17 protein-coding genes are annotated in these 23,810 nt (G+C 64.3%); 3 read left to right on the top strand and 14 right to left on the bottom strand.

Annotated features, from left to right (window positions below):
- Window position 1 precedes the first annotated feature (1 nt).
- The 4 genes from Pmi06nite_RS03655 to Pmi06nite_RS03640 all read right to left on the bottom strand — a co-directional run bounded on the left by Pmi06nite_RS03655 (window position 2) and on the right by Pmi06nite_RS03640 (window position 4,210).
- Entirely contained in the window at window positions 2-1,042 is a 1,041-nt protein-coding gene (locus Pmi06nite_RS03655) for an MraY family glycosyltransferase (protein ID WP_203951393.1), read from the bottom strand.
- A complete protein-coding gene (locus Pmi06nite_RS03650; protein ID WP_308442480.1) occupies window positions 1,039-2,031 on the bottom strand; it encodes an NAD-dependent epimerase/dehydratase family protein in 993 nt (330 codons plus the stop codon). The genes Pmi06nite_RS03655 and Pmi06nite_RS03650 overlap by 4 nt, the downstream gene beginning before the upstream one ends.
- 77 nt (window positions 2,032-2,108) lie before the next feature.
- On the bottom strand, window positions 2,109-3,080 hold the full coding sequence (locus Pmi06nite_RS03645; protein WP_203951391.1) for an NAD-dependent epimerase/dehydratase family protein: 972 nt from the start codon (window positions 3,078-3,080) through the stop codon (window positions 2,109-2,111).
- Window positions 3,077-4,210 (bottom strand): glycosyltransferase, encoded by a 1,134-nt coding sequence (locus Pmi06nite_RS03640; protein ID WP_239113604.1) that lies wholly within the window; start codon window positions 4,208-4,210, stop codon window positions 3,077-3,079. Before Pmi06nite_RS03640 ends, Pmi06nite_RS03645 begins: the two co-directional genes overlap by 4 nt.
- A gap of 475 nt (window positions 4,211-4,685) precedes the next feature.
- Between Pmi06nite_RS03640 and Pmi06nite_RS03635 the strand changes: the two genes are divergently transcribed.
- Both Pmi06nite_RS03635 and asnB (Pmi06nite_RS03630) read left to right on the top strand, forming a co-directional pair.
- On the top strand, window positions 4,686-5,786 hold the full coding sequence (locus Pmi06nite_RS03635) for a glycosyltransferase (RefSeq protein WP_203951389.1): 1,101 nt from the start codon (window positions 4,686-4,688) through the stop codon (window positions 5,784-5,786).
- Complete coding sequence (gene asnB, locus Pmi06nite_RS03630) at window positions 5,786-7,735, top strand: asparagine synthase (glutamine-hydrolyzing) (RefSeq protein WP_203951388.1); 1,950 nt, start codon at window positions 5,786-5,788, stop codon at window positions 7,733-7,735. The genes Pmi06nite_RS03635 and asnB (Pmi06nite_RS03630) overlap by 1 nt, the downstream gene beginning before the upstream one ends.
- A 322-nt stretch (window positions 7,736-8,057) precedes the next feature.
- On the opposite strand, the gene Pmi06nite_RS03625 is transcribed toward asnB (Pmi06nite_RS03630), so the two are convergent.
- The 10 genes from Pmi06nite_RS03625 to Pmi06nite_RS41780 form a co-directional block, all read right to left on the bottom strand.
- Window positions 8,058-9,332, bottom strand: a complete 1,275-nt coding sequence (locus tag Pmi06nite_RS03625) for a hypothetical protein (RefSeq protein ID WP_203951387.1) — start codon at window positions 9,330-9,332, stop codon at window positions 8,058-8,060.
- 712 nt (window positions 9,333-10,044) lie between these two features.
- On the bottom strand, window positions 10,045-10,437 hold the full coding sequence (locus tag Pmi06nite_RS03620; RefSeq protein ID WP_203951386.1) for a hypothetical protein: 393 nt from the start codon (window positions 10,435-10,437) through the stop codon (window positions 10,045-10,047).
- A 126-nt stretch (window positions 10,438-10,563) separates the two neighbouring features.
- The gene (locus tag Pmi06nite_RS03615; RefSeq protein WP_203951385.1) at window positions 10,564-10,791 is read right to left on the bottom strand and encodes a hypothetical protein; all 228 of its coding nucleotides are present in this window, start codon (window positions 10,789-10,791) and stop codon (window positions 10,564-10,566) included.
- 461 nt (window positions 10,792-11,252) lie between these two features.
- Window positions 11,253-12,548 (bottom strand): lipopolysaccharide biosynthesis protein, encoded by a 1,296-nt coding sequence (locus Pmi06nite_RS03610; protein ID WP_373317244.1) that lies wholly within the window; start codon window positions 12,546-12,548, stop codon window positions 11,253-11,255.
- Window positions 12,527-14,383, bottom strand: a complete 1,857-nt coding sequence (gene asnB, locus Pmi06nite_RS03605) for an asparagine synthase (glutamine-hydrolyzing) (protein WP_239113695.1) — start codon at window positions 14,381-14,383, stop codon at window positions 12,527-12,529. Before asnB (Pmi06nite_RS03605) ends, Pmi06nite_RS03610 begins: the two co-directional genes overlap by 22 nt.
- A 47-nt stretch (window positions 14,384-14,430) precedes the next feature.
- A complete protein-coding gene (locus Pmi06nite_RS03600; RefSeq protein WP_203951382.1) occupies window positions 14,431-15,573 on the bottom strand; it encodes a glycosyltransferase in 1,143 nt (380 codons plus the stop codon).
- A gap of 180 nt (window positions 15,574-15,753) precedes the next feature.
- Window positions 15,754-18,105, bottom strand: a complete 2,352-nt coding sequence (locus Pmi06nite_RS03595) for a hypothetical protein (RefSeq protein WP_203951381.1) — start codon at window positions 18,103-18,105, stop codon at window positions 15,754-15,756.
- 142 nt (window positions 18,106-18,247) lie between these two features.
- Window positions 18,248-19,117, bottom strand: coding sequence for a sulfotransferase family protein (locus Pmi06nite_RS03590; protein ID WP_203951380.1), 870 nt, complete (start codon window positions 19,115-19,117; stop codon window positions 18,248-18,250).
- Complete coding sequence (locus Pmi06nite_RS03585) at window positions 19,110-20,627, bottom strand: hypothetical protein (protein ID WP_203951379.1); 1,518 nt, start codon at window positions 20,625-20,627, stop codon at window positions 19,110-19,112. Before Pmi06nite_RS03585 ends, Pmi06nite_RS03590 begins: the two co-directional genes overlap by 8 nt.
- A gap of 552 nt (window positions 20,628-21,179) precedes the next feature.
- The gene (locus tag Pmi06nite_RS41780) at window positions 21,180-21,746 is read right to left on the bottom strand and encodes a hypothetical protein (RefSeq protein WP_239113601.1); all 567 of its coding nucleotides are present in this window, start codon (window positions 21,744-21,746) and stop codon (window positions 21,180-21,182) included.
- 85 nt (window positions 21,747-21,831) lie between these two features.
- Between Pmi06nite_RS41780 and Pmi06nite_RS03580 the strand changes: the two genes are divergently transcribed.
- A partial coding sequence (locus Pmi06nite_RS03580) for a N,N-dimethylformamidase beta subunit family domain-containing protein (protein ID WP_239113597.1) occupies window positions 21,832-23,810 on the top strand: 1,979 nt, incomplete at its 3' end.

Raw genomic sequence — 23,810 nt, 5'->3', positions numbered from 1 at the left:
ATCATTGCCGCCTTTCTCGAATGATCGCCGGAGTCGTCTCAGGACGCACCGACGGGTAAACCCGCACCCGTTGTGGCAGGCCGATCAGAACGCAAGCGGCCCCTATTCCGCTGATCGTCGCGATGAGCGGCGAGATCCAGCCCAGCGTCATCGCGAGATCGAGGACGCCGGCAGCAGCCGCGGTGGCGGAGAGGACGAGGGCCGTCAGCCTCGTGCTGAGGCCGAGTTTGCGGAGTCGATGGGAAAGATGGTCGTTTCCGCCACGCATCATTGGCCGGCCCGCCCTCTTCCGCGACACGACGACGATGCCCGTGTCGACGATCGCGACCAAGGTCGGCAGAAGCAACCCCGCGATCACCGTTTCCGTGCTCCGCCCGGTGACCAGCAGGGCCGCCGAGCTGGCCAGGACGAATCCGATGAACAGCGATCCTGCGTCGCCCATGAACACCTTGGCCGGTGCCCAGTTGTGCAGAAGGAAGCCAAGCCCGGCGAAGGCCAGCGTGCACAGGAGCAGTCCCACCACGGGCTGTGCGTACACGAACGCCGTCCCGGCGAGACAGGTCGCGCTGACCGTTGTGATGGCTCCGAGAGCGCCGTCCATGTTGTCGAGGAGATTGAAGGAGTTGGCGACCACGACTATCCACAACGTGGTGATCGGACCGTCCAGCCATCCGCCGGTGACCGTCGCCTGGACCCCGCTCAGCACGACTGCGCCTGCCGCTACCGTCTCGACCGCCAGCCGGGTGAGCGGGGAGAGCGGTGACAGATCGTCGATCAGGCCGAGCAGGGTTATCACCACCGCGGCGATGACGATCGCACCGGCCCGGCGATCGGCCAGACCGAGAAACACGACCGGGGGGACGGCGGTTCCCAGCATGATCGCGATTCCGCCCAGGTAGGGGACGGGCCGGCCATGGGCCTTGTAGCCGGCTGGGCGATCGGTGAAACCCCAGCGCAGCGCAAGACGCCCGAGGATATGGGTGCCTCCCGCGGCCAGCGCGAAGCCGGCCGTTCCGGCGGCGAGGAGGGTGGTGGTGTTCACCGCGGCACTGCCGCCAGATCAGCCCGGGCCTCGGCGATGGTCTCCACCAGTATGTCGGCGAGCGATCGTGTCGGTACCCATCCGGTGAGCTCGCGAAGCTTGGTGGTATCGGGAACCCTGCGCGTCATGTCCTCGAAGCCCGGCCCGTAGGCCTCGGCATACGGAACAAGGTCGATCCCGGATGTGCCCCCGCTGAGTTCCGTGACCAGTTTGGCGAGCTGCAGAATGCTGAGCTCGTCGCCGGCACCGATATTGAACGTCTGACCGATCGCCCTGTCATTGTCAAGCAGCAGGACCAAGGCCTCCACGACGTCCCGCACGTGGACGAAGCAGCGGGTCTGGGTGCCATCACCGTAGACGGTGAGTGGGAGATCGCTGATCGCCTGCTTGATGAGCCCTGGGATGACCATGCCGTAGGCCGCGCTCTGCCGCGGTCCCACCGTGTTGAAGAACCTGACGATGATCGTCGAAAGGCCGCGTTCCCTGTGATAGGCGTTGGCCAGGATCTCGTCGACGGCCTTGGCCGTGCTGTACGCCCATTTGGCCACGGAGGGGCTGCCCAGGATGCGATCGGACGTCTCCGGGAGCGGCCCGCTGGAGTTCTTCCCGTAGATCTCACTCGTGCTGGCGACAAGAATCTTCCGGCGATATCGGTGAGCAGCCTCGATGACGATCTCCGTGCCGCGGATGTTCGTCGTGAGAGATCGCAGCGGCTGCTCCAGGATCAGCTTGACCCCGACGGCGGCAGCGAGATGTACCACCACGTCACAGGTGTGGACCAGTTCGTCGACCACGAGTTCGTCCAGGACCGAGCCCTGGACCACGCGCAACCGGGGATTGTCCGCTTGGTGGGCGAGATTAGCGGGACGCCCCGTTGACATGTTGTCCAAAACCACTACGGAGTCGCCGCGGGCGAGCAGCGCATCGGTCAGATGGGACCCGATGAAGCCACTCCCGCCAGTTATCAGGTAGGTGTTTCCGCTTGACATAGTCAACGACTTCTCTCCATCCATATGGCGGTTGACAGGATCGTTGGACAGGTGCGTACGAACGAGGTGCGAGTCGGTCAGGCGCCTTCGCCCGGGCCACTCCCGTTCTGGAGATTCGTTTTCATCGCCTTCTCGAGCCAGGCCACGGTCAGGCGGAGTCCTTCGTCCAGCGGTACGGGCCGCACCCCGGGGAACAGTTCGAGCAGCAGGCGGGAAGACGCCTGTGACTCTCGGATGTCCCCCGCGCGCGGGGGGAGGAAGTTCGTCTCGATCGGCCGGTCGAGGACGGTTTCCAGGGTGTCCTTGAGGTGCAGCAGAGACACACGCGTGCCGAACGCGAGGTTGACCGGCTTCCCGCTCGTGACGCGGCGGACGGCGGCTTCGGCTAGGACGCTCACCACCGATCCCACATAGGTGAAGTCCCGTGCCTGATTCCCGTCGCCGTAGATCGGGACTGGCCGGCCGTGCAGAGCTGCGGACACGAACGCCGGGATGACGGCCGCGTATGCGTGGTCGGCGGCCTGCATGGGTCCGTAGACGTTGAAGAAGCGGAACGGCAGGACTGGCAGGCCGAAGCTTTCCGCGTATGCCAGGGCGTAGGTCTCCGTGGCGAGCTTGCTGACGCCGTACGGGCTGAGCGGCCGCGTCGGGAGGTCCTCGTGCTTGTACGGTTCCTGGCAGTTGCCGTAGACCGAGGACGAGGACGCGAGGATGACGTGCGGCTTGGTGCCGCGGCACGCCTCGAGAACGTGGAGCGTTCCCGTCGCGTTGGCGGCATGCGAGGCGATGGGGTCGATCAGGGATCGAGGCACCGACGGCCGCGCCGCGAGGTGGATCACATGTGTGACGCCTGCCGTGAGTTCCGCCAGTAGTTCCCGGTCCAGAATGCTGCCCGTCACGACGTCGACCCCGACGTCTGCGAGGTTGGCGAGATCCCCGGTGCTGAGGTCGTCCAGCACCGTGATGCTCTCGACTTCCGGACGGGTCGTGAGCGTCCGGCAGAGGTTGGCGCCGATGAACCCGGCGCCGCCCGTCACTAGGATTCTCATGTGGTGCTCCCTGGCGTCAGTTGGGGTCCCGGCGCGGCGGACACCGACCGGTAAAGCGCTTCGGTGTCCGCCACCAGGCGCTCCACTCCGAAGGAGTCCGACGTCCAGTGGCGGGCGGACTCGCCCATCCGGCGCGCGAACGCCGGGTCGGACAGCAGGCGGAGGGTGTGCTCAGCCAGCTCATCCGCGTCGAGGCCGGCCAGCAGGCCGGTGGAACCGTGGCGGACGATCTCCGGGATACTTCCCACACGCGTGGAGACAACGGGAGTTCCAGCCATCCCCGCCTCGATGAGGGTCAGCGGCGTGCCCTCGCTGTCGGAGGTCATCAGGACCACGTCGGCCGCCGCGTAGACGGTCTCGACGTCGTGCCGCCACCCCAGTAGGCGGAAGGAGCCCCACATGTCCGCGATGCCCCGCTCCAGCTCCTCCTTGAGCTCGCCGCCTCCGCAGACGACGAACCGGCAGGTGGGCAGACGCCGGAGTACGGCGCTCGCGGTGGCCAGGAACCGGTCGGGCCGCTTCACCCGGGCGAGCCGGCCGACGAATGCGACGACGGGTGCGTCAAGGGGGAGGTCCAGAGCGGTACGGGCCTCCTCGCGGTCGGGAATCCGGCCCAGCCGTACGCCGGGCGGGATCACGACGTACTGCTCCGGCCGGCCGATCCCGGCGGCGATCAGGTCGTCGCGGACCTTGGCTCCGACGGTCACCAGACGATCGGTCATGGACGCGAGGCGCCGTTCCGCCCAGATGTAGAGGCGGCGCTTGGACGGCGAGAAGTAGCCCTCCAGGACATGCCCATGGAACACGTGCACCCGGGCCGAACCGACGCCGGCGAGGCGGGCGGCCGTACGGCCGAGCGCGCCGGCCTTCGCCGTCCGGGTGTGCACGATGTGCGGCCGGAACTCGCGCATGGCACTGATCAACTGCAGGAGCGCGCGAGAATCGTGAGTCGGCCTGACCGAGCGGCCCAGGCCTGGGATCCGATGGACCTGTGGCGTCGCGCCCCGGAGCTGGAAATGATCCCCCTCGGCGCCGTCGACGTAGCCCGTGTAGAGGCGATGGTCGAACTCATCGGAGTTCAGCCCCTTGTACAGTCCCATGACCTGCGTTGCCGGGCCGCCGACGTTCATGCGCGCAATGATTTCCATGACACGAATACGGCCGTCCGGTGTCATCACGGGCCCCTCGCTGACAGATGCGGTTCACGCCGGAGAAACTAACTCGGAAGCAGGTCTCCACCACGACGCGCTCACCGTGACGGCGAAGAGTTTCCGAATTCGGTACCTGAACATGATCAAGCACTCGCCGTCCCGTCAGCAGGCGAACGGCCTGGTCACGCGTTGTCAATCAGGCAGGTCATATACATGGCCGGGCGGCCGGAGTTCGATGGAAAAAGGAAGTCAAGGGGCCGTGTTCCGCTTGAGGCCGACCCGTTCATCGATTTTCCTTGCCTTGACCGGTGAACTCGGGAGCCGACGCAAAGCGCTTCCCGGCCACCCCGTGCCGGGATTGTGGACGGTGCAGACGAAGGATCGGCAGATTGAAGCACGTGAATTGCCATTCCTATTTCAACTGCAGGCGAGAGATGCCAGTGGGTGGGAGCAGATGAGTGATCTTCGAGTGTGCGAGGTAGTGAAGACCCTTGACCTCGGAGGCGTCGAGGTGCTGCTCGTCGAGCGGCTTCTGAGGGCTCGCAAAGAGATCGTGGACTACACGGTGATCTGCCTGCGGGCATCGACCGACGAACTCATCGAGCGGTTGCGCTCGGCCGGAATAACCGTCATCGATCTCACCGGGTCTCCCAGGCTTCTGGTTTATGCCAGGCTCGTCGCCGCGGTCCGCCGGGTCGCACCCCAGGTGTTGAATGTGCATTCCCCGGCTCCCGCCATCGTTCTCCGCCCGTTCGTTCGATTCGGCCGGCGCCGGCCCGCTCTCGTCTCGACCGTTCACTGCGAGCGATGGCCGAAGACGATGCGTCTTGACCGCCTGACCCGTGGGCTGGACGACTGCACCGTCGCCGTGTCACCACTCGTGGCCAGGTCGCGTGCCGTCGTCGGCGCTCGTCGCGTGCTGACCCGCATGCACGGGGTCAACGTGCAGGAACAGCGGCGGTGGGCCGCCCGGGCGCGCCTCCTGCGGCGTGAGTTCAACCTGCCGGAGGACTCGTTCCTGTGCGCCTGCGTCGCCAACTTCCGTCCGCAGAAGAATCACCGGCTGCTCCTCCAGGCGGTCGAAGAGGTCGTGCGGCTCCGGCCGGATGCCGTTTTCGCGCTCGCGGGTGACGGGCCGTTGCGGGACGAGGTCGTCCGCGACGTGGAGACGCGGGGCCTCGGCGACCGCGTACGCGTGCTGGGGAGGGTCCCGCGGGCCGCACGGCTGGTCGCGGCAGCCGACCTGCTGGTGCTCAGCTCCGACTATGAAGGGCTGCCCGTGGTGGTCATGGAGGCGCTGGCGGCCGGGGTCCCTGTCGTCTCCACCCGGGTCGGGGGAGTGCCGGACCTGATCACCTCCGGCCGGAACGGGATCTTGACCGAGCCGGGTTCGGCCGGTGACCTGGCCGAGGCGATGCTCCAGGCGATGGAGCCGCAGAGACATCGTGAACTGCGGGCCGGAGCCCTGGCCGACGCGGAGAGTGTGGACATGGCCGACACGGCAGAGTGGTTCGAAGAGCTTTACGCGGAGCTGGCCGGGGACGTGAAGGCCTGATGTGCGGGATAGCGGGGATCGCTTCGACGGCGACACCGGATCCCGAGATCGTGCGGCGGATGTGCGATGTGATCGTGCACCGGGGTCCCGATGGTGAGGGCTACTACAGCGATGAGAACGCGGCCCTGGGGATGCGGCGGCTGGCGATCATCGATGTGGCGACCGGCAACCAACCAGTCAGCAGCGAGGACGGCGCGGTCGTCGCGGTCTTCAACGGCGAAATCTACAACTTCGCCGAGTTGCGGCAGGACCTGGAACGACGCGGGCACCGACTGCGTTCCGCCGGTGACTCCGAATGTCTCGTGCATCTCTATGAGGAGCACGGCACCGACATGGTCCACCGGCTGAGGGGGATGTTCGCCTTCGCCATCTGGGATCGCGCCCGGGGACGGCTCGTTCTCGCGAGGGACCGTGTCGGCAAGAAGCCGCTGTTCTGGCGGGCTGATGGCGACACGGTCTGGTTCGGGTCGGAGCTGAAGTCGCTCGCTCAGGATCCCGGCATGCGCAGGGACATAGATGTGGTCGCCTTGCATCATTACCTCACCTACCAGTACGTCCCGGCGCCGTGGTCGATTTACCAGGAAGTGCGCAAGCTCCCGCCCGGACACGTCCTGGTTTGGGAGCAAGGCCGCAGCAGGGTGCATCGTTACTGGTCGCCCGATTGGACCACGCGCCGAGTCGCCGACGTGAGTGAGGAGGAAGAGCGGCTGCGCGAGCTGCTCCTGGAAGCGACGAGGATTCGCATGGTGAGCGAGCGCCCCATCGGGGCGTTCCTCTCCGGGGGGATCGACTCGTCGGCGGTCGTCGCCGCCATGGCGATGCACAGCGGCGAGCCGATCAAGACGTTCTGCATCGGCTTCGAGGACAGCCGGTACGACGAGCGTCACAAGGCGCGGATGGTAGCGGAACGATACGGCACCGATCATCACGAGCTGGTCGTCACGGGCGGCATGCTCGACGTACTGCCGCGCATCGCCTGGCAGTTCGACGAACCGTTCGCCGACTCCTCGGCGATCCCGAGCTTCTATGTCGCCGAGCTGGGTCGCAGGCACGTCACGGTCGCGCTCAACGGTGACGGAGGGGACGAGTCCTTCGGCGGTTACCAGCGCTACGCCCTCATGAACATGGCTCGCGGGATGCCCCGCCTGCCCCGCCCGCTGGCGGAGGCGTGCGGCCACTTCGGCCGGGCAATGGTGGAGCGGAGCGACTACGGGACCCTGAGCCGGCGCATCGGCCGGGTCATCCGGTTCGCGGCCGATCCTCCGTCGCGCCGCTATGCGGGGCTGATGCGTCGCTGTACGGAGGAGCAGAAAGCGAGCATCTACAGCGACGAGCTGTGCGACCTGCTGGCGGGGGTGGACAGCGGCAGCCTGATCGAGGATCTCTTTCTGGGCTCGCGTGCCGGGACAGACCTGGGCCGTGCCCAGGACGCCGACACCGCCATGTACCTTCCGGGCGACCTTCTGGTGAAGGTCGACACCACCACCATGGCGCACTCGCTGGAGGGCCGGTCCCCGTTCCTGGACCATCACCTGATGGAGTGGGCCGCTGGGCTGCCCGGGGCGCTGAAGGTCCGCAACGGGCAGACCAAACGGCTGCTGAGACGAGCGGTCGCCGCCTGGCTGCCGCAGGAGCTGTTGCGCGCCCCGAAGCAGGGGTTCGGCGTCCCCCTCGCCGCGTGGCTGCGCGGCGAACTGCGTGACCTGGCCTGGCAGGTCCTGACCGACGAAACGGCACGCGGCCGTGGCCTGTTCCGGCCGTCGGCCGTACGCGATCTGTTGCTGAGGCACTTGGGCGGCGCGGACCACAGCGACATCCTGTGGTCCTTGGTCCAGTTTGAGCTCTGGCAACGGGCGCATGCGGGTCAGGGGAGCCCATGGGCCGGCGCGACATGTCCCGGACCCGCCCAGGGTGACTCGGCTCGAGGACTGAACCCGGCGAACGAGTAACACCGAGCGGGTCAACCAGACGGGGGACGTCGCGATGCCCGTACCCCTCGTCCGTGCAGGTCATCGCGGGTCAGGAATCCGGGATCATTCCCGGCGCCATGAGGGGAACGCGTGAGGGGATCGCGGGCCGACCCTGCTCGTGGCTGAGCGGGTTCGCGCACGCGAGATCGATGACGATGAAGGCAACCGGCTGCCGCGCATCGTACGGCGTGGCGGCGGGCGGCGGTGACCTGGCGGCGGGCGCGAATGATGCTGTCGGCTCAGGGCACGCCTGTCGCGAAGATCGCGCTGATGGCGTTCACCGGCGAAGACCGGGTGCGATCTACAACTTCGACGCCGATGGGCTGCAGGAAGTGGTACTTGTTGCCGCTTCTGGAATGCGGAGAGGCTCCGAGATCTCTGTCTTCGCCGCCGGCCTCTTGGTCCAGGCGATCGCGGCAAGCAGGCTCGTGATCATCATCAGTGGCATCCGTTGCCTGAAGATCAGGCCGATATTGGCGACCGTCGTCGCATAAGCGATGAAGCCGGGAACGATGAACAGCGCGAGCATCAACAGCATCCTTCGATCCCGCCGCCACAACTCGCGGGCCCCGATCACCGCGTTCCAGAGTAGGTAATACCAGATCAGCGTCTCGATCTTGCCGAGCTGCAGTACAAGGCTCCCATCAGTCCATGGGAACGGCGACAGGAGCGTGTAGAGCAGCTTCGGCCCGAGTGCCCCCCATGCGTTGCCGCCGTCGTCGAAGGTCACCCCGGAGCTTCCGGCGCTGGCGGTGAACATGCGCACCTGCGTGGATTGAGCTTCAGTCAATTCCTTCTGTATCGACGCCGTCGGCAGGGAGTCTGCGGTTCCGGCGAGAAAGAGCAGGCCGATCATCAGCAGTTCGATGAGAATGGCGGTGCTACGCAGAGACAAGATTCGCTTGGGGCTGAGGGCGCCGAGGACGAGTGGCGGCACGCACATGAAGACCATGTATGGCCGCACGTGCCACAGCGTCCAGAGCAACGGCCCGACCAGTATTACCTTCCGAATGTCGAAGCGTTGCAGGTTCGACAGGCCGAGACCGATACAGGAAACGACCAGGAAGGCATTTATGCCATCCTTGAACGTGTCGGACGAATGCAGCACGAACGACGGCATGAACGCCGTCACGATGAGCAGCCGAAATGCCGAAGACTCGTTCGCCCCGACCAGTATTGCAATCTTGTAAATGACAACGCACAGGGCGCACGAAATGAGTGCCACAACCGCCGTGCATGCTAGCGCGGCCGGGCCGCCGCATATGTACATGATGGCCGCGAAGAGATTGCAGATCGCGGTGACGGAATACAGATCCGGCAGTTGTTCGGTGGTGACGAAATGAAATCCGTCGAGCTCCCAGTATGTCAATATCTTTCTGGCCAGGCCCATATACGTGACGTTGTCGCCGCCATAATCGATAGCATTGGGCTGCATGATCAAGATGTGAACGATTATTCTGACGATGAAGGCGGCCAGCAACACCGGTAGCACACGTCGAGACATATGGTGGGCGAAACTTGTTTGCACGATCACGATGAGCATCGCTGCAGTGACGGCAACGACAAGGTACTCCACTGGAAAATACCTCCACACGCCTTGAGGTCGACCCTGGGGCCGGTCTTTCGAAATCAGCTCCAAGCGCAGACGTCGTCATGGAGTCGGTCGAACGATTCCGCCGTTCGGCTGATGTTCACAAGATCTGCGCTGTTGCATGCCCGTTCGCGAAACCGCGCGTGGATCTCGGTCTGCATCACCGCAGGATGGTCTACGCGAGCACGTGGGGATCTCTAGGCCTGGTCAGGAGCAGGACCCTGCCCCCAGCGTCGTGACGTCGATCGGAGCACCGCTGTGGGGAGGGGAAAGCGGAAGTTGACGAGCAAGACCTCCGTGCCGCCGGTCCCCAGGTTCTTGACGATGTCGCAGACGTGCAATTTCATCACGATGCGGCCTTCGAAGACTCCCCATGCCGACGGTGGCGGAGTGAAAGGGTGGCACGGTGCATCCCGGCTTCTTCTGATGCGCGGCCGAAACCGTTCTGAATCCCCTTGGCGTGATGTTCGGTGCTCACCCGAATCAGCATCGCGCGCACGGAGTGAACAGCGTCGGCGACAGCACCATACGACCCCAAGATATTGTGCAGCTCTGCCCCCGGTATTACCCATACGGCTGCGAGAAGCTCCGTGTTCTGCGCCCGGGCCCTCGGGCGGCACGTCCTCGCCCACGCTCCCCGGCGTGAACGAATGGCGAGGCCTCCCCGGCAGCCACCGGGGAGGCCTCGATCACGACGTCAATCTGACATCTGGGGGGTGACGTACGGCGCATGCGTCGACGGAGCGGGCGGGTAGACCGCCTTCGCCTTGGATTTGCTGTTCTGCTTCTGCATCGGATTGGTCTGGTTGTCGGTCTTCTGGAACGGCGTGATGAGCAGGGCGAAGTCGCGCAGCAGGTGCTGGAGCTGGTGCTGGTGCTGACGCTCGTGCTGACGCTCGTGGTTGCGGTTCCAGTTCCGGTTGTGGTTGCGGTGTCCACGGCCCCACCCGTCGCCGCATCCGCGGCAGCCGCTCATGATGGTGGTGGCGTTCGCGGCGCCGGCGGCCGCGGCGGTGTCGAGGGCGATGGCTCCACCGGTCAGCGCGGTGCTGATGGCGAGAACGCCGACGAGGCTCTTGAAGTTCGACATTTCATTTTCCCCCTGAAAACGTGTTCCCAATTGCTTTGATGGTTCCCCGGCGATCGGGTATATGCGCTTGCGGAGACCCTTTTCGGGCCATCCATCTGTCGTCTTGCTTTCCGGGGCGACTGAGCGTCAAACGACGATCAGTCGCTTTTGCACGCCGGTTGTCGCTTTATTGATGACGTTGACCAAATAGCGAGTGTATTGCTGTGAATTGTCATTTATGTCTGATTTGCACTCCGTCCGGCGCTGGTCGGCGCGCGGTGACACGTCGTTCGCGGAAGGAGCCCGCACACGCGTGCCGAGGGCACCCGGCGCGCCGAGGCCCTTCATCGCCGTCATCCCGCGCGTGTCTCGCATCCCGCTCAGTAGCTCAGCGGGTCTTGGGAAGGGCGACTGGTGAGCGTTTCCCTATCGCATGATGCCGGACTCTGCGGAGTGTATTTCGCTACCGCCGGCTCGGTCGCTCGCGATCGGCCGATCTTCTCTTCGTATGAGTTGATCTTAGTACGCAACTCGCAATAATCGGCGGAGCGGATTGCTCAAGCGTTGGCACAATACCAAGTGCTAACCAGATGCTGTACTGATCGATTGCGGCTCGGCTGAGTTTACTGCCGAATACGGCCTCTGCGACTGTTCGTCGGTATTGTTCAAGCAGTTGGGGATCGCTTCCGCACGCTTTGATCGCCGGGGTCTGGTGGGTGCCGCATTTATCGCAGATCAGGTGGATGTCCAGCTCGGCCAGCACAGTCCCGGGCGGCGAGTTCGCCGTACGACGGGTGCTCGGGCCGCCTGCAGCACCCGCAGGTCGTCGAAAATGATCAGGAGATGCTCTCGGACCTGACATACGGATCCAGTGCCGACCGCATGGTGGCCGGGCGCGGTAGTAGCGCGGATTTCGGGATTCCCGCCGACCGTGCGAACCATGAGATCTCCAATGCGGCCATGAGAACGTAGGTGATGGTGGACGAGAGGGCGGCACCCACCGCGCCCAATCGAGGAATGAGTACCAGGTTGAGCAGAATGTTCGCGGCCGCCGCTCCGACAGGGATGGCAGTCATGCTGATGGGCCGGCCGAGGCGTACGAGATATTGCTCGACCGGGCGCATCAGGAAGAGCGCGATCATTCCTGGTGCCAGCACCAGCAAGGGGGCGACGCAACCCGCGTAGGACTGGCCATAGAGCAGAGGTATCAGCGTGGGGGAGAGCGCGGCGAGCACCCCGATGAAGGCCGCAGACAGGAGCAGGCTCAGCCGGATGATGCGGGCGGTGACCTGCGCGGCGTCGTTCATGTCGCTCGACGCCTGCTGGGGAAGGGCGACCTGTGTGATCGCCTCGGCTGGGATGCGCGCGAGTTCGAGCACTGTGACGGCCACGGTATAGATGCCCACCGCCGCGGCGGAGTCCAAGGCGTGGAGCAGCAGAATGTCCACCGTCAGCAGAAGGTGGAAGGCCACCACCCCGACGTGGTAGCGGCTCCCGAGGGCCAGTTGGTGGAATGCCAGCCGACCTCCGCCTCTGAGGGGGCGAAGGCCCAGCGCCCGGATGAGAATGAGAGAAGGGACGGTTATGGAGATCGTCCAGCACACCACGACGCTTGCGACCGTGACATTGCCGATGGCGATGAGGACCAGAAGAGGGAGACACTGGATCAGGCCCGCTGCGACCGTCGCGCGGTTGACGACGCCCACTTCTGACCGCAGCAATGCGATGCCTCGGAGGTTGGTCGTCATGACACCGAACGGCACGGAAAGCAGTGCCAAGTAGAGCAGCGGAGACGTTGTGGGCATGGCGCCGAGCAGCGTCAGCATCATCCCGACCAGTGCGGCGACAGTCCCCAGGATCAGGCCGAGAAGCAGGCCGTTCACGGCAAGACAGTGTCGTCGCGCCCGATCCGCCCAGAGGGAGATCTGCGTCTGCTCGATGGAGAAGTGCCCCATGACGATGGCCGTGGCTGCCGCGGTGGCGATGATTGCGTAGGTTCCCCGGCCCTCAGGCTGGAGAGTGCGCGCGAGCAACACCCCTGTCACGGTCGCCAGCAACAGCCGGAGCACTCGGCTCGCCATCGTCTGAGCGACCTTGCTCAGTGACGAGTTCACATTTGAGCCGCGGAGCATCGCACCTCACTCGAGCTCTGCGCATCGGGGAGGGCGTGTGCCCTGTGCCAGAGCTCGAACTGCAGCAGCGTCCAAAGCTGTACGGAGTGGTCGGCCCCCATCTGATGGCGTTGGAGCAGGTTTCGCACCACCGACGGGCGGAACATGCCCCTACTCCGCGCGGTGTGGTCGGTCAGCATGTCGAAGGCCAGATCGCGCAGCTCCCGTCGGAGCCACATGGCCAGCGGAACACCGAACCCTTGTTTGGGACGGTTCATGAGTTCCTGCGGAAGCCAGGGGGCGACCGCGCGTTTGAGCAGCCGCTTCGTCTGACCTTCATGCACCTTGAGCTGCAGCGGGAGGCTCGCTGCCCATTCCATCAGATGGTGGTCGAGGAAGGGGGACCGTGCCTCAAGAGAGTTGGCCATGGTGGAGATGTCCGCCTTCACCAACAGATCCCCGGGAAGGTAGGTGTTGACGTCCACATCCATGAGCCGCCCAAGGTCTGTATCCGCCCGCGACTCTAGGAAGGCTTCCTCCAGGAGGTTGTAGCTGTCCACACCGGCCGCCTGTGTCCGGAGCTCGTCGCCGTAGAGCGCGTTCTTTCCTTCAGTGGTGAAGGCGGACATCATCAACGCGTAGCGCCGGGCCGGCGGCTCAGCTGCGAACTGCAGGAGCCGGCCGAGACGCCGGGTGGCGGTGCCCGGTGCGCTCTTTTCGGCGAAGAAGCTGCCGACTCGCAGCGGGACTCTGGCCAGCGCACGGGGAAGAACCGGAATCCGGCTACTCCTGGCGGCCAGCGTGTAGCGGTTGTAACCGCCGAAACATTCGTCGCCGCCGTCGCCGGTGAGGGCGACCGTGACATGCTGGCGGCTCAGCCAGGCCACGTAGAAACTGGGTATGGCCGATGAATCGGCGAAGGGCTCGTCGAAGTGCCATGTGATCTTCGGCAGGACGTCCAGCAGATCGGGTGTGATCACCAGCTCACGATGCTCGGTCCCGTAGCGCTCGGCGACCAGGCGGGCCCAGTGTCGTTCGTCGTAGCGCTCGTCGGTGAAACCGATACTGAACGTCCTGACCGGCTCGCCGCGCTGCATCGCCATGGCCGCGACCACCGCCGAGGAGTCGATGCCGCCGGACAGGAACGCTCCGATGGGCCGCTCACTGACCATCCGAATCCGGGTCGCCTCCAGGAGTAGTTCCCGAAGCCGTTCCTCCTCGGCTCGTTCGTCCGTCACATGTCGTGGCGTGGAGTCGAACCGCCAGTAGGGATTCACGGTGACGCGGCCGTCTTCCCAGGTGAGCACATGGCCTGGAGAGAGCTTGTAGGTCCCTTGGTAGATGCTCCACGGAGCCGGAACGTACGAGTATGTGAGGTAGTGGTGGAGAGCCACCGGGTGAACCTCACGAGACATGTCCGGGTCCGTGGCGAGTGCTTTGAGCTCCGACGCGAATCGGATCGAGGAATGATCCGATCGCCAATAGAGCGGCTTCTTCCCGACCCGGTCCCTGGCCAGCACCAGGCGCCTGCGATCCCTGTCCCAGATGGCGAACGCGAACATGCCGCGGAGTCGCTGGACGAGTTCCACACCGAATTCCTCGTAGAGATGCACGAGGCACTCGGAGTCGCCCTCGCTGCGCAGGATGTGGCCTTTGGCGATCAGCTCGCGGCGCAGTTCGGCGAAATTGTAAATCTCGCCGTTGAACACGGCCACGATCCGGCCGTCCTCGCTGTAGACGGGTTGGTCACCTGAGGCGACGTCGATGATGGCGAGGCGTTGCATGCCCAGAGCCGCATGTTCATCGGTGTGGAAGCCTGCCCCGTCGGGCCCCCTGTGAGTGATCGCCCCACACATGCGGCGGGTGAGCTCCGGGTCGGGACGCGATGTCGACACGATTCCGGCTATCCCGCACATCGCTTCTCCAAAAGTCGCTGGTACAGCTTGATGTGGTCATCGACCATGACGTCCAGGCAGAGGTTCTTGCGCGCCCACGCGTGAGCTGCGGCTCCCAGGGCGGCGGCGAGTTCCGGATTCTCGACCAGGCGGGTGATTCCCTCGGCGAGAGCGGCGGGGTCAGCGGGGGGGACGAGGATTCCGCGGTCTTCGAGCAGTTCGGGCGTCCCACCGACCGAAGTCGCGATGACCGGCCTGCCCGCCGCCATCGCCTCCATGACCGCGTTGCTCAGGCCTTCAGACAGAGAAGGCAGGACCACCATGTCGGCGCGCGCCAGGAATCCCGCGACGTCCCTCTGGTCTCCCAGAAAGCGGACGTCGACGCCGAGCGCGCGGGCTTGGCTTTCAAGGTCATCACGTTCTGGTCCGTCTCCGGCGAGCACGAGTGTGATGGGCAGCCCCTGACGGGAAAGCAAGGCGGCGGCCTCGATGAGGAAACAATGTCCCTTTCCCGGGCTGAGGCGGGCCAGGCACAGCACGAGGGGAAGCGTGGTGTCGATCTTCTCTGATGCGATCGCTTGGAACGCCGAATCGGGAAGGCCGTTACGGATCACGCTCAGCTTCCGTGCCGGGACACGCTCGACCGTACGGGCATCCTCGGCCACGGCAACCGCATTGGCGACGACGTGATCGGTCATCCCAGTCACGGCCCTTTCGAGGGCATGTACCCATCGGGGTCTCTTCTTGAGAAGATCACTCTGGTTGCGCCGCCCTGCCACCACGACCGGGACTCGTGCCAGGCGGGCGGCCGGCGGGCCCATGACGTAGCTCTCGTAGAGAAACGCGTGCAGGACCTCCGGCTTCAGCCGTCTCAGCAGGCAGACCATGCGTGCAAAGGCGCGCAGGTTCCTGGCCAGAGCCACAAGGCGGGGTTGCCTTCGGGAGAAGCCGAGATGATGCACGTGGACCCCTGCGTGCCGGAGATTCGACTCATGCGGTCCTCCTCTCGACAGCAGGAGTACGTGGACCGCGACGCCTGAATGCCGCAATTCCCGTGTAAGCAGGGACAGTTGTCGCTGGGCTCCGCCCAGATTCAACTCCCCGATGAGAAACGCCACGCAGTTGATGCGGGCCTTCACTCCGACCGCCATGGCGGTTCAACTCCTTGGCCAAGGATTACTGGCTGCTAAAGACTCGGCGCCGCGTACTTCCTGGTCGTGGTCGGCGACCGGCGAACATTGCCACGCCTGTCTCCGATGCGGATCGCCGGTATTCCGGGTCGTTAAGGAGCGCCCATGATCTGCCGGCGATCCGCGCTGTTCGCTACCGTTCTATGCCGGTGTCCCGATCTCATATACGGCATAGTCGCCGGAACGGAAACGAAGCTTTGCGACGTCCCCGATACGCGATTCTGGGTTTATTCGGCGTTCATCGACGAAGAGCCAGTGAACTCCGTAACGCTCTTGCAGTTGACGCATCGTGTTCCACGATGGGCGGTAAAATGCCGCGTCGTTCAGGCTGAGCCTTTCGGCATCCCAAAACGGTAGACCGTCGACTCGCTGGCCTCCCATACGCCAGCGGTCATTATTCGTCGGAGTGTACATCCACCCCTCGACCAGGACGCGCCGTTCGGTCAGTGCGGCAACCCATGCTTGGCGACTGTCGCATGGGCTCTCGTATCCCCAGAGGCAATGCGAATTCGTGGCGACCAACTGGTTCGGCTCAGAATGGGCCCGCAACCAGCGTCCTGCCGTCACGATGCCTTGTGGGACGGCCTGTGCGACGAGGGGGTGGGCCAACCCATGGAAATTCGCGGGGGAGTTGGGTGTGTCCCTTTCCACGGTCGACAGGACGCGCGTGAACCAGGCGGCGGGTAGGCCGGCACTTGTGAGGAAAAGGACGATGACCGTCCAGGCGCGTAGCCCGGCCCGCCCTGTGACATACATAACTATCACCGGCACGGCCGCGATGACGAGGAGCACAATATACGGAAGGAAGAGGGGCATATCCGACTGGCCGGGCTTCAGGGGAACCCTGACACCGCAGAGCATGCGGATCAGGTAAGTGGCCACCACCCCGATGGCTACCGAAATGAAAATCGTCCGCAGCGACGGCCGTGTCCGTCGCACGAGCAGAGTGAGCCCGTAGACGGCAAGGATGGCCAGATAGGGACAGGCCGCCTGAAGGAAGTACCCCTGAGCATTGTGCGGATGGCCCAGCAACAACATTGCTCCGATACCCGCGGCGCCCATGCCCAGCATGAGAAGCACTGCGGGTTGCCTGAGCAACCGAGGCCGGCTCAGCAGGCCGAGGATCCCCAGCCACATGACGGACCAGTTCGCCACATACATGAGTGCTACGCCGACTACGGCCGCGAACGAGGGCTCGACCGTGCTGAACAGGCCGGTCAATTTCCCCCATTCTCCTCGCGCGACGGAGAGAGGCGCCAAGGTCAGCCCTTGCCGCGTTTGGCCGAACAGCACAACCTGGGCATAGAGAAAACACAGAGCGGTCATTCCAAGTGCGACGGCTGTCGGCCACCGGAGCTTGCGCCGCGTGACTACTTCGACCGCGGCTACCGTACCCAGTCCAGCGGCCAGTATGGGCAGGTTTGTGGCCTTCGCCCCCATCGCCACCACGAGAAAGACGCCCAGCAGGAGCCATACGCCTAGAGTGTGCCGTCGGCGCTGAAGAAGATCGACGAGGAGGAGAACAACCGGGGCGAAGAGGAGGGCTCCAAATGTCTCTGTGGGGCTCTCCCACGATTGAAAAGGAGCCGTCTCGAATACGCTGGTCCTTGTCCCAAGATAAAGATTCGGAGCCGCTATGAAGACTGTGCTCACGACGGCCGCCAGTGCCGCCGGCCATGAATTGATAACGCGCCGCCCGATCGCACCCAGCAGGATGACGACAGCGGCGAACATGGGCAGCATGCCCACGCGGACAAGCAGTACCAACGGTTCCACTCCGGTCACCCAGCTCGCCGCCGCGAAGTACGTGTAAAGGAACCAGTGGTAGAACAGCGGTTCGCCGGCCACCATGGGCACCGTGGGCGGCATATGGTTTTTCAACTCACCGATCAAGGACAAGTGATATGGCACGTCTATATTCGACGCCGCCATCGCCGGCCAGGTGAGGGCATTCGACTTGAAGTACGAAGAACTCCAGACGATCAGATACGCAATCGTCAGAGCAAGAGCCCAGGACCACCAGGCGGGCGCTTTCAGGCGAGTTGTCCGCTTCCAATGACTTCGCAGCCGGGGAACGATCAGGAAGGCCGCATAAGTTGCGATCGGCCACACCAGGACCAGAAGTGGCACTCCGATAGCCCGGGCTCCGATATAGGTGAGTACTTCTATGGCGTAGCCGAGAATAAGGCCGAGTGCCATTTCCTCTGCCAGCGTGTGGGCATGGCCGAGCACTGCCCGGATGATCAGCATGCCGGGAAGCAGCAGTCCGAAGACGGTATAGGCGCTGAACGAAGCTATGTCGGAGCTGGAAACACCCGAAGAGATCAGTACGACCAGAGTGAAAGCCGTCACAGCCGCCGCCGGCAGCCACGTCCGGAATCCAGTCAGCCATCGGCGTCGAGTGGAATGTCCTTTTTCCGCGATGCGCTCGGCTGATTGAACTGGTTTGACCGGGCCTGGCGCAGGACTCGCCAGGGGCGAAGATTCGACCATACGCGTAAGCCTGTCGATTTTGGCGCGATAAGGCCGTCTGGACACCCCGCTCTTGTGAGGTCATTGCCGGTCCGAGGCGAAACGGTTGCTCTTGGGAAAAGCCGATCCCCGGCTGCCGCGCCGGCCCTTACCGCCCGCCGTGTCACACGTGATATCCATACCTCTGCAGGCGAGACGCGAGGGAACGCTCGAGAAGCGCGAGCTGCTTCGGGGCAAGGTTTCTCCGAAAAGCGTCGGCACGCCCAGGGGAAAATTCCTGGCGTGCGAAGCCCCTCTCGAAGCCCTGTGTCCAGGGCAATCCGAGAAACTCCAGGATGATGTCCATATGCTTACGCGGGTCCGCGAGCAGATCCTCGTAGCGCACCTCGAGCCAAAGATCGGGGGGCACGGCTGTGCGCGCGACCTCGAAGGCGTCTATCAGTAGTTTCCAGCCGATCCCGGCTAGATGTGCCAGAGACCTTCCCTCGCGGTCCCACTCCTGGGCGTAACCCTCGGGGAGCGTTCCCAACTCCCAGCGTGACGGCCCGAGATGCCCACTCCACCACGGCATTTGGAGCAAAGAGTTCGCCACCGCGCGCCCGTCGCGCACGATGTGCACGAATCGAGCCTCAGGAAACACCGCGTGCAGGAACGAGGCTCTGGGCCAGAGGGTGAACTTATGAACGAAATGCCGCCCTGGTGCCGTGGCTCCTCGGCTCTCGAAGAAGGACCTCAAGCGATTCGCCAGCCAAGGGCTTGCGTCCGCGGCCACCAGATCCCGGAACGGATTGACCACGGTGGGGGAGACCTCACGGCTCAGGGCCGCGTAGCCCTCAGAAGGGCGTAGCCATTTCACCCTGGAACCGGTAGGCATTCGCCGGTAGATAACTCCGTTGAGCGGCCGAATCAATGCGGGAACTCGCCGCCACCGGTCGTCCACGTTGGATACGAAGCTCGCATCCGGGTGACGGGCGATTACGTCGTGGACAAGTGTGGATCCGCAGCGTCCGGTTCCGATGAGGAAGTCAAGCATGTGAACTGGTCCGATCCGTATTAATGGCTCCCCGTACTCTTGCAGTGCCGCGACGTACGGCCGGGGTGATGCTGAGGGCCAAGGCGATGCATGCCAGTGGAACCGCCGGCAGGGCGAAGCGGTAAGAGTTCTGGTTCGTGGCGGTGGCGAGCACCAGGAGTGCCACTGCCATCGACCACGGCAGCAGTGCCGGGATCGATAGCCGACGTTTGCAGCGCAACATCAAAACCGCCGGTGTCACCATTGCGAGGAACAGCATCAGCCCCGGCAGGAAGATCAAATACTGGTACCGTTCGAGGAATGCGGCGAAGGGCGCGACCGCCGTCGGCGCGCCGCTGTAACCGTATGTTCGGGCGATCTCCCCCTGCTCCGGTGGAATTTTGTCGGGAACAGCAGGGAATAGGAAGGCGGGGTCACCGTGCACCGGTGGGTCCCGCCGGAGAACGGTGTCGGTCAGGTCGCGCAGGACGATGAGGGCGTAGTCCACGGGTTGGGCGACGATGGCACGCAGCGCGAAATTCCGTGCGAGGGAGTTGTTCTCAGGGCTGAGCGGCGGACCTGGTCTCCTGTACAACCAGGCGTTCTCGTCGGTCAGGTATTCCTGGGGGCGCTTGGTATCGAGCAAGAAGTTCCACGGCCACGTGGCGGCGGCTCGGTGCGGTTCAGGCGGGCAAAGCTGTATGAGATCGGCTGGTGGACGTATCTTCGAGCAGTCGGCAAACGACATGGTGCGCGACCAGAGGAGTATTCCGTCGTTCGAGCCGAGTGCGAATACGTTGTTGTGTGCCTGAAACCACAGACCATAGGAACAGAGCGGTACGAGGCAGGTCGCCACAGCCGTGAGCAGTGTGCGCAACGTGACCCGCCACGCGACTAGAAGGCCGAGGAATAGCAGAACGAGCGGAAGGCCTATCGATCGGGTGAGCGTGGCGGCGGTGAGCAACAGGGCCGCTGCAGCGACTGTGCGCGGTGTGAGTCGGCGCCGCCAGAGCGTGACGACGACGGCCCCCGTCACAAGGCAGGTGAAGAGGGTCTCGCTGAGCAGGGCATGCTCGATCACCAACTGGCGAGGATCGAGGAGAAGGGGAAGGGAGGCGGCCGCTGCCAGCACCGGTCGCACCTGCCATCGGCGGAGCAGGGCATAAATCAAAATTCCGGTGACCAGCCCCAGAAGGTGCTGGGCGGCGACCACAAGCGCGCTGCTGTGAAAGTCCAGGAACATTCGAAGGAACACGGAATAGCCGGCAGGTCGCCAAGGGTTGGGTACGATCCGCAGCGCGTCGGTGACATAGGCGGTGGTGTCCCCGTGCCAAAAGGCCTGGTGATATCCCAGCATGGCAGCTGAACGCAGCAGTACTGCGGCAATGACCGTGAGAGCGATAGGAGCGCGGGCAGCGGCGAGGATACGTGATTTGCCGGGCGTGGAAGCGAAGCCGCTGGTCGCCAGGTCACCGAGCGCACTTCCGCGGTGCGCCCGATCGACCCGATAGCTTGAGATGATTTTGAGCATGCCTTTGACTTTCATTGGCATGTTCACCGTCCTTTTCTCCGGCTACCGATCGACTCCAGACAGTAATCGGCATGTGGCGCGGAACCGCCTAGTGGTCACAGTTGGGAGAGCCCTCCCATATCCGGCACGGACTCCGTATTCGGGACTTTCGTCCACACCTGGAAGCGCTCTTCATCCTGCCCGCGCCGGTGCGGAGCCAGATCGTTTCCCGGGGTGGCCTGCCCGTGAAATTTAGAAAGATGTCTTCAACACCTTCGCCTTATAAAGGGCTGGCAAGAAGTGCGTCGAGTGCGGCCGATCCTGCGAGTCGTGAGCATCAGCCTTGTCAATGCTTGCGAGCATGTCCAAGGCCGCGGATGTTCTACGCGGGTGTGGAGCACGCTCGAATTCGCGAGAGTCCGACGATTCTCCGGCCGCAGCAGGTTCGCCCTTTAGATGTCATAGGCCGCTGCGGACGTCGGCATATTTCCCGCCACATTCGTCCTCGTCGTCGTGCCGGTATATGCGGCGCCGCTTGCTCGGATACGACCTTGTCCCGGCAGACCGCGTCGCTTACCGCATAGTTGACGGTTCGGGTTCGTGACCAGCCACCGTTGCCGCCGTAATCGGGGGATCGTACGTGTTGAACTGTGAGAAAGTCGCCCCGAGGTGGCAGATGAACCTCGCAGGCCTGATCGCTTGCGGTCTTGGCTTGGTTGTCATGTTCGGCTCGATCCAGGGTGCCTGGGGCCAGGCGTACACACCGACGCCGTCTGCGACGGCGTCCGGGATGCCGATGCCGTCTATGGTGCCGTCTGCGGTGCCCGTTGCGGTGCCGTCTGCGACGGCGTCCGGGATGCCGGTGCCGTCTGCGGTGCCGTCTGCGGTGCCGTCTGCGGTGCCCGTTGCGGTGCCGTCTGCGACGGCGTCCGGGATGCCGGTGCCGTCTGCGGTGCCGTCTGCGGTGCCGTCCGGGATGCCGATGCCGGTACCGTCCGCGACGCCGTCGGGGATGCTGGAACCGAGCCAAGGGAAGACGCCGCTCTCCCATCCCGGGGAGAGCTTGCCGACTCGCCGATCGAACCAGCCGCACAGGAGTCGCCAAGCGGCGGCCTGCCCGCCCACCTCCATCATCTGCATTGAAAACAGCCTGCCTGGAAGCCCCCCCAGTGAATGGGACGTCCCAGGAGCAGGCAGCAGCAACATCCAGGGCTTCGCGACGAACATGAGCGTCAACGTCGGGGAGACGGTGCAGTTCAAGGTGAAGACCGATGCGACGGATTACCGCGTGGACATCTACCGCGTCGGCTACTACAGCGGGCTGGGAGCTCGGAAAATCACCACCGTCCAGCCCTCCGCCACCCTGCCTCAGACGCAGCCGGACTGCCTGAGTGACCCCACCATAGGACTGATCGACTGCGGCAACTGGGCGGTATCCGCCTCCTGGGCCGTGCCGAACAACGCCGTCTCCGGGGTCTACCTCGCAAACCTGGTGCGAGAGGATGGGGCAACCGGTGTAAGCCAGATAATTTTCGTTTTGCGGGATGATGCTCGAAATTCGGATCTACTGGCTCAAACCTCTGACTCAACGTGGCAGGCATACAACACCTACGGTGGGAACAGCCTTTATCTGGGGAGTCCGGTAGGAAGGTCCTATGCGGTCAGCTACAACCGTCCAGTGACCACGCGGGGCAGCAGTTGTTGCAAAGGGTCGGTCGAAAGCTATTTCTTCAACTCCGAATACCCCATGGTCAGGTGGCTGGAGGCCAACAGTTACGACGTCAGCTATACGAGCAACGTCGACACGGCCAGGCGGGGAGCGGAACTGCTTGACCACAAGGTCTTCCTGTCCGTCGGGCACGACGAGTACTGGTCGAACGACATGCGGAACAACGTGGAGAACGCCCGCGCCCAGGGCGTCGATTTGTCGTTCTTTTCCGGTAACGAGGTGTTCTGGAAGACGAGATGGGAGGACAGCATCGATGGATCGACCACGCCGTTCCGGACACTTGTCTGCTACAAGGAGACTGCTGCGAACGCCAAGATCGACCCGAGTCCTCAGTGGACCGGTACGTGGCGCGATCCGCGTTTCTCCCCGCCGTCCAATGGCGGTAGGCCGGAGAACGCGCTGACCGGCACGCTGCACATGGTGAACGGCACCCGCAACGATCCAATGACGGTCCCGGCTGAATACGCCCCCATGCGGTTTTGGCGCAACACGTCTGTCGCGAACCTTTCGCCTGGTCAGACGGCGAACTTCGCCGCCGGAATGCTTGGCTACGAATGGGACGAGGCGCCCTACAACGGATTCCAGCCGGCGGGCCCTGTGCAACTGTCCAGCACCACACTCGATGTGACGCCGCAGTACCTGCTCGACTTCGGGTCCACATACGGCGCGGGGGTGGCGACCCACCATCTGGTGCTCTACCGGGCGCCGAGTGGCGTGCTCGTCTTCGGCGCAGGAACCACTCAGTGGTCATGGGGACTCGACGCCGTTCATGATCGCCCCGGTACGCCCGCGGACATCCGGATACGGCAGGCGACCGTGAATCTCTTCGCGGACATGGGGGTCCAGCCGGCGACGCTCCAACCGGACTTGGTTCCGGCGACACAGTCGACGGACACCGCTCCTCCGACGTCTGCCATCAGCAATCCCGTGAACGGTGCGACCTTGTCGGCGAGAAGCCCCGTCACGGTACAAGGCACGGCGGCGGACACCGGTGGCGGAGTCGTGGCCGCCGTCGAGGTGTCCGTGGACGGCGGGACGACCTGGCGTCCGGCGACAGGGCGCACGAACTGGGTGTTCAGCTGGACGCCGACGACTCCGGGGACGGTGAAGATCCAGACCCGAGCGGTCGACGACATCGGCAACCTGCAGGCGACCCCCACCATGACCACCGTCACCGTTGTGAATACACTCTGGCCGCCGACCACGACGCCCGCGGTCGACTCCAATAACGACACCAAGCCGGTGGAGATCGGCGTGAAGTTCCAGTCGACGGCTCCGGGCACCATCACGGGGATCAGGTTCTACAAGGGGTCGCAGAACACGGGGCCCCATGTCGGCAGCCTGTGGACGAGCAGTGGTCAGTTGCTCGCCTCGGCGACTTTCACGGGGGAGACGGCGTCCGGGTGGCAGCAGGTGAACTTCTCGACGCCGGTGGCGGTCAGTGCCGGGACGACCTATATCGCCTCGTATCACAC

This window comes from Planotetraspora mira, assembly GCF_016863275.1.
Lineage (GTDB): Bacteria > Actinomycetota > Actinomycetes > Streptosporangiales > Streptosporangiaceae > Planotetraspora > Planotetraspora mira.
The sequence above is the reverse complement of the archived record's forward strand: the minus strand, read 5'-3'. Positions and strand labels throughout refer to the sequence as shown.

Coding starts and splice junctions, on each gene's coding strand:
- Pmi06nite_RS03650 (WP_308442480.1), bottom strand. CDS start 2,031: ATGTCAAGCGGAAACACCTACCTGATAACTGGCGGGAGTGGCTTCATC.
- Pmi06nite_RS03645 (WP_203951391.1), bottom strand. CDS start 3,080: ATGAGAATCCTAGTGACGGGCGGCGCCGGGTTCATCGGCGCCAACCTC.
- Pmi06nite_RS03640 (WP_239113604.1), bottom strand. CDS start 4,210: ATGAACGTCGGCGGCCCGGCAACGCAGGTCATGGGACTGTACAAGGGG.
- Pmi06nite_RS03635 (WP_203951389.1), top strand. CDS start 4,686: ATGAGTGATCTTCGAGTGTGCGAGGTAGTGAAGACCCTTGACCTCGGA.
- asnB (WP_203951388.1), top strand. CDS start 5,786: ATGTGCGGGATAGCGGGGATCGCTTCGACGGCGACACCGGATCCCGAG.
- Pmi06nite_RS03620 (WP_203951386.1), bottom strand. CDS start 10,437: ATGTCGAACTTCAAGAGCCTCGTCGGCGTTCTCGCCATCAGCACCGCG.
- Pmi06nite_RS03615 (WP_203951385.1), bottom strand. CDS start 10,791: ATGCGAGACACGCGCGGGATGACGGCGATGAAGGGCCTCGGCGCGCCG.
- Pmi06nite_RS03610 (WP_373317244.1), bottom strand. CDS start 12,548: ATGCTCCGCGGCTCAAATGTGAACTCGTCACTGAGCAAGGTCGCTCAG.
- asnB (WP_239113695.1), bottom strand. CDS start 14,383: ATGTGTGGGGCGATCACTCACAGGGGGCCCGACGGGGCAGGCTTCCAC.
- Pmi06nite_RS03600 (WP_203951382.1), bottom strand. CDS start 15,573: ATGGCGGTCGGAGTGAAGGCCCGCATCAACTGCGTGGCGTTTCTCATC.
- Pmi06nite_RS03595 (WP_203951381.1), bottom strand. CDS start 18,105: ATGGTCGAATCTTCGCCCCTGGCGAGTCCTGCGCCAGGCCCGGTCAAA.
- Pmi06nite_RS03590 (WP_203951380.1), bottom strand. CDS start 19,117: ATGCTTGACTTCCTCATCGGAACCGGACGCTGCGGATCCACACTTGTC.
- Pmi06nite_RS03585 (WP_203951379.1), bottom strand. CDS start 20,627: ATGCTCAAAATCATCTCAAGCTATCGGGTCGATCGGGCGCACCGCGGA.
- Pmi06nite_RS41780 (WP_239113601.1), bottom strand. CDS start 21,746: ATGCAGATGATGGAGGTGGGCGGGCAGGCCGCCGCTTGGCGACTCCTG.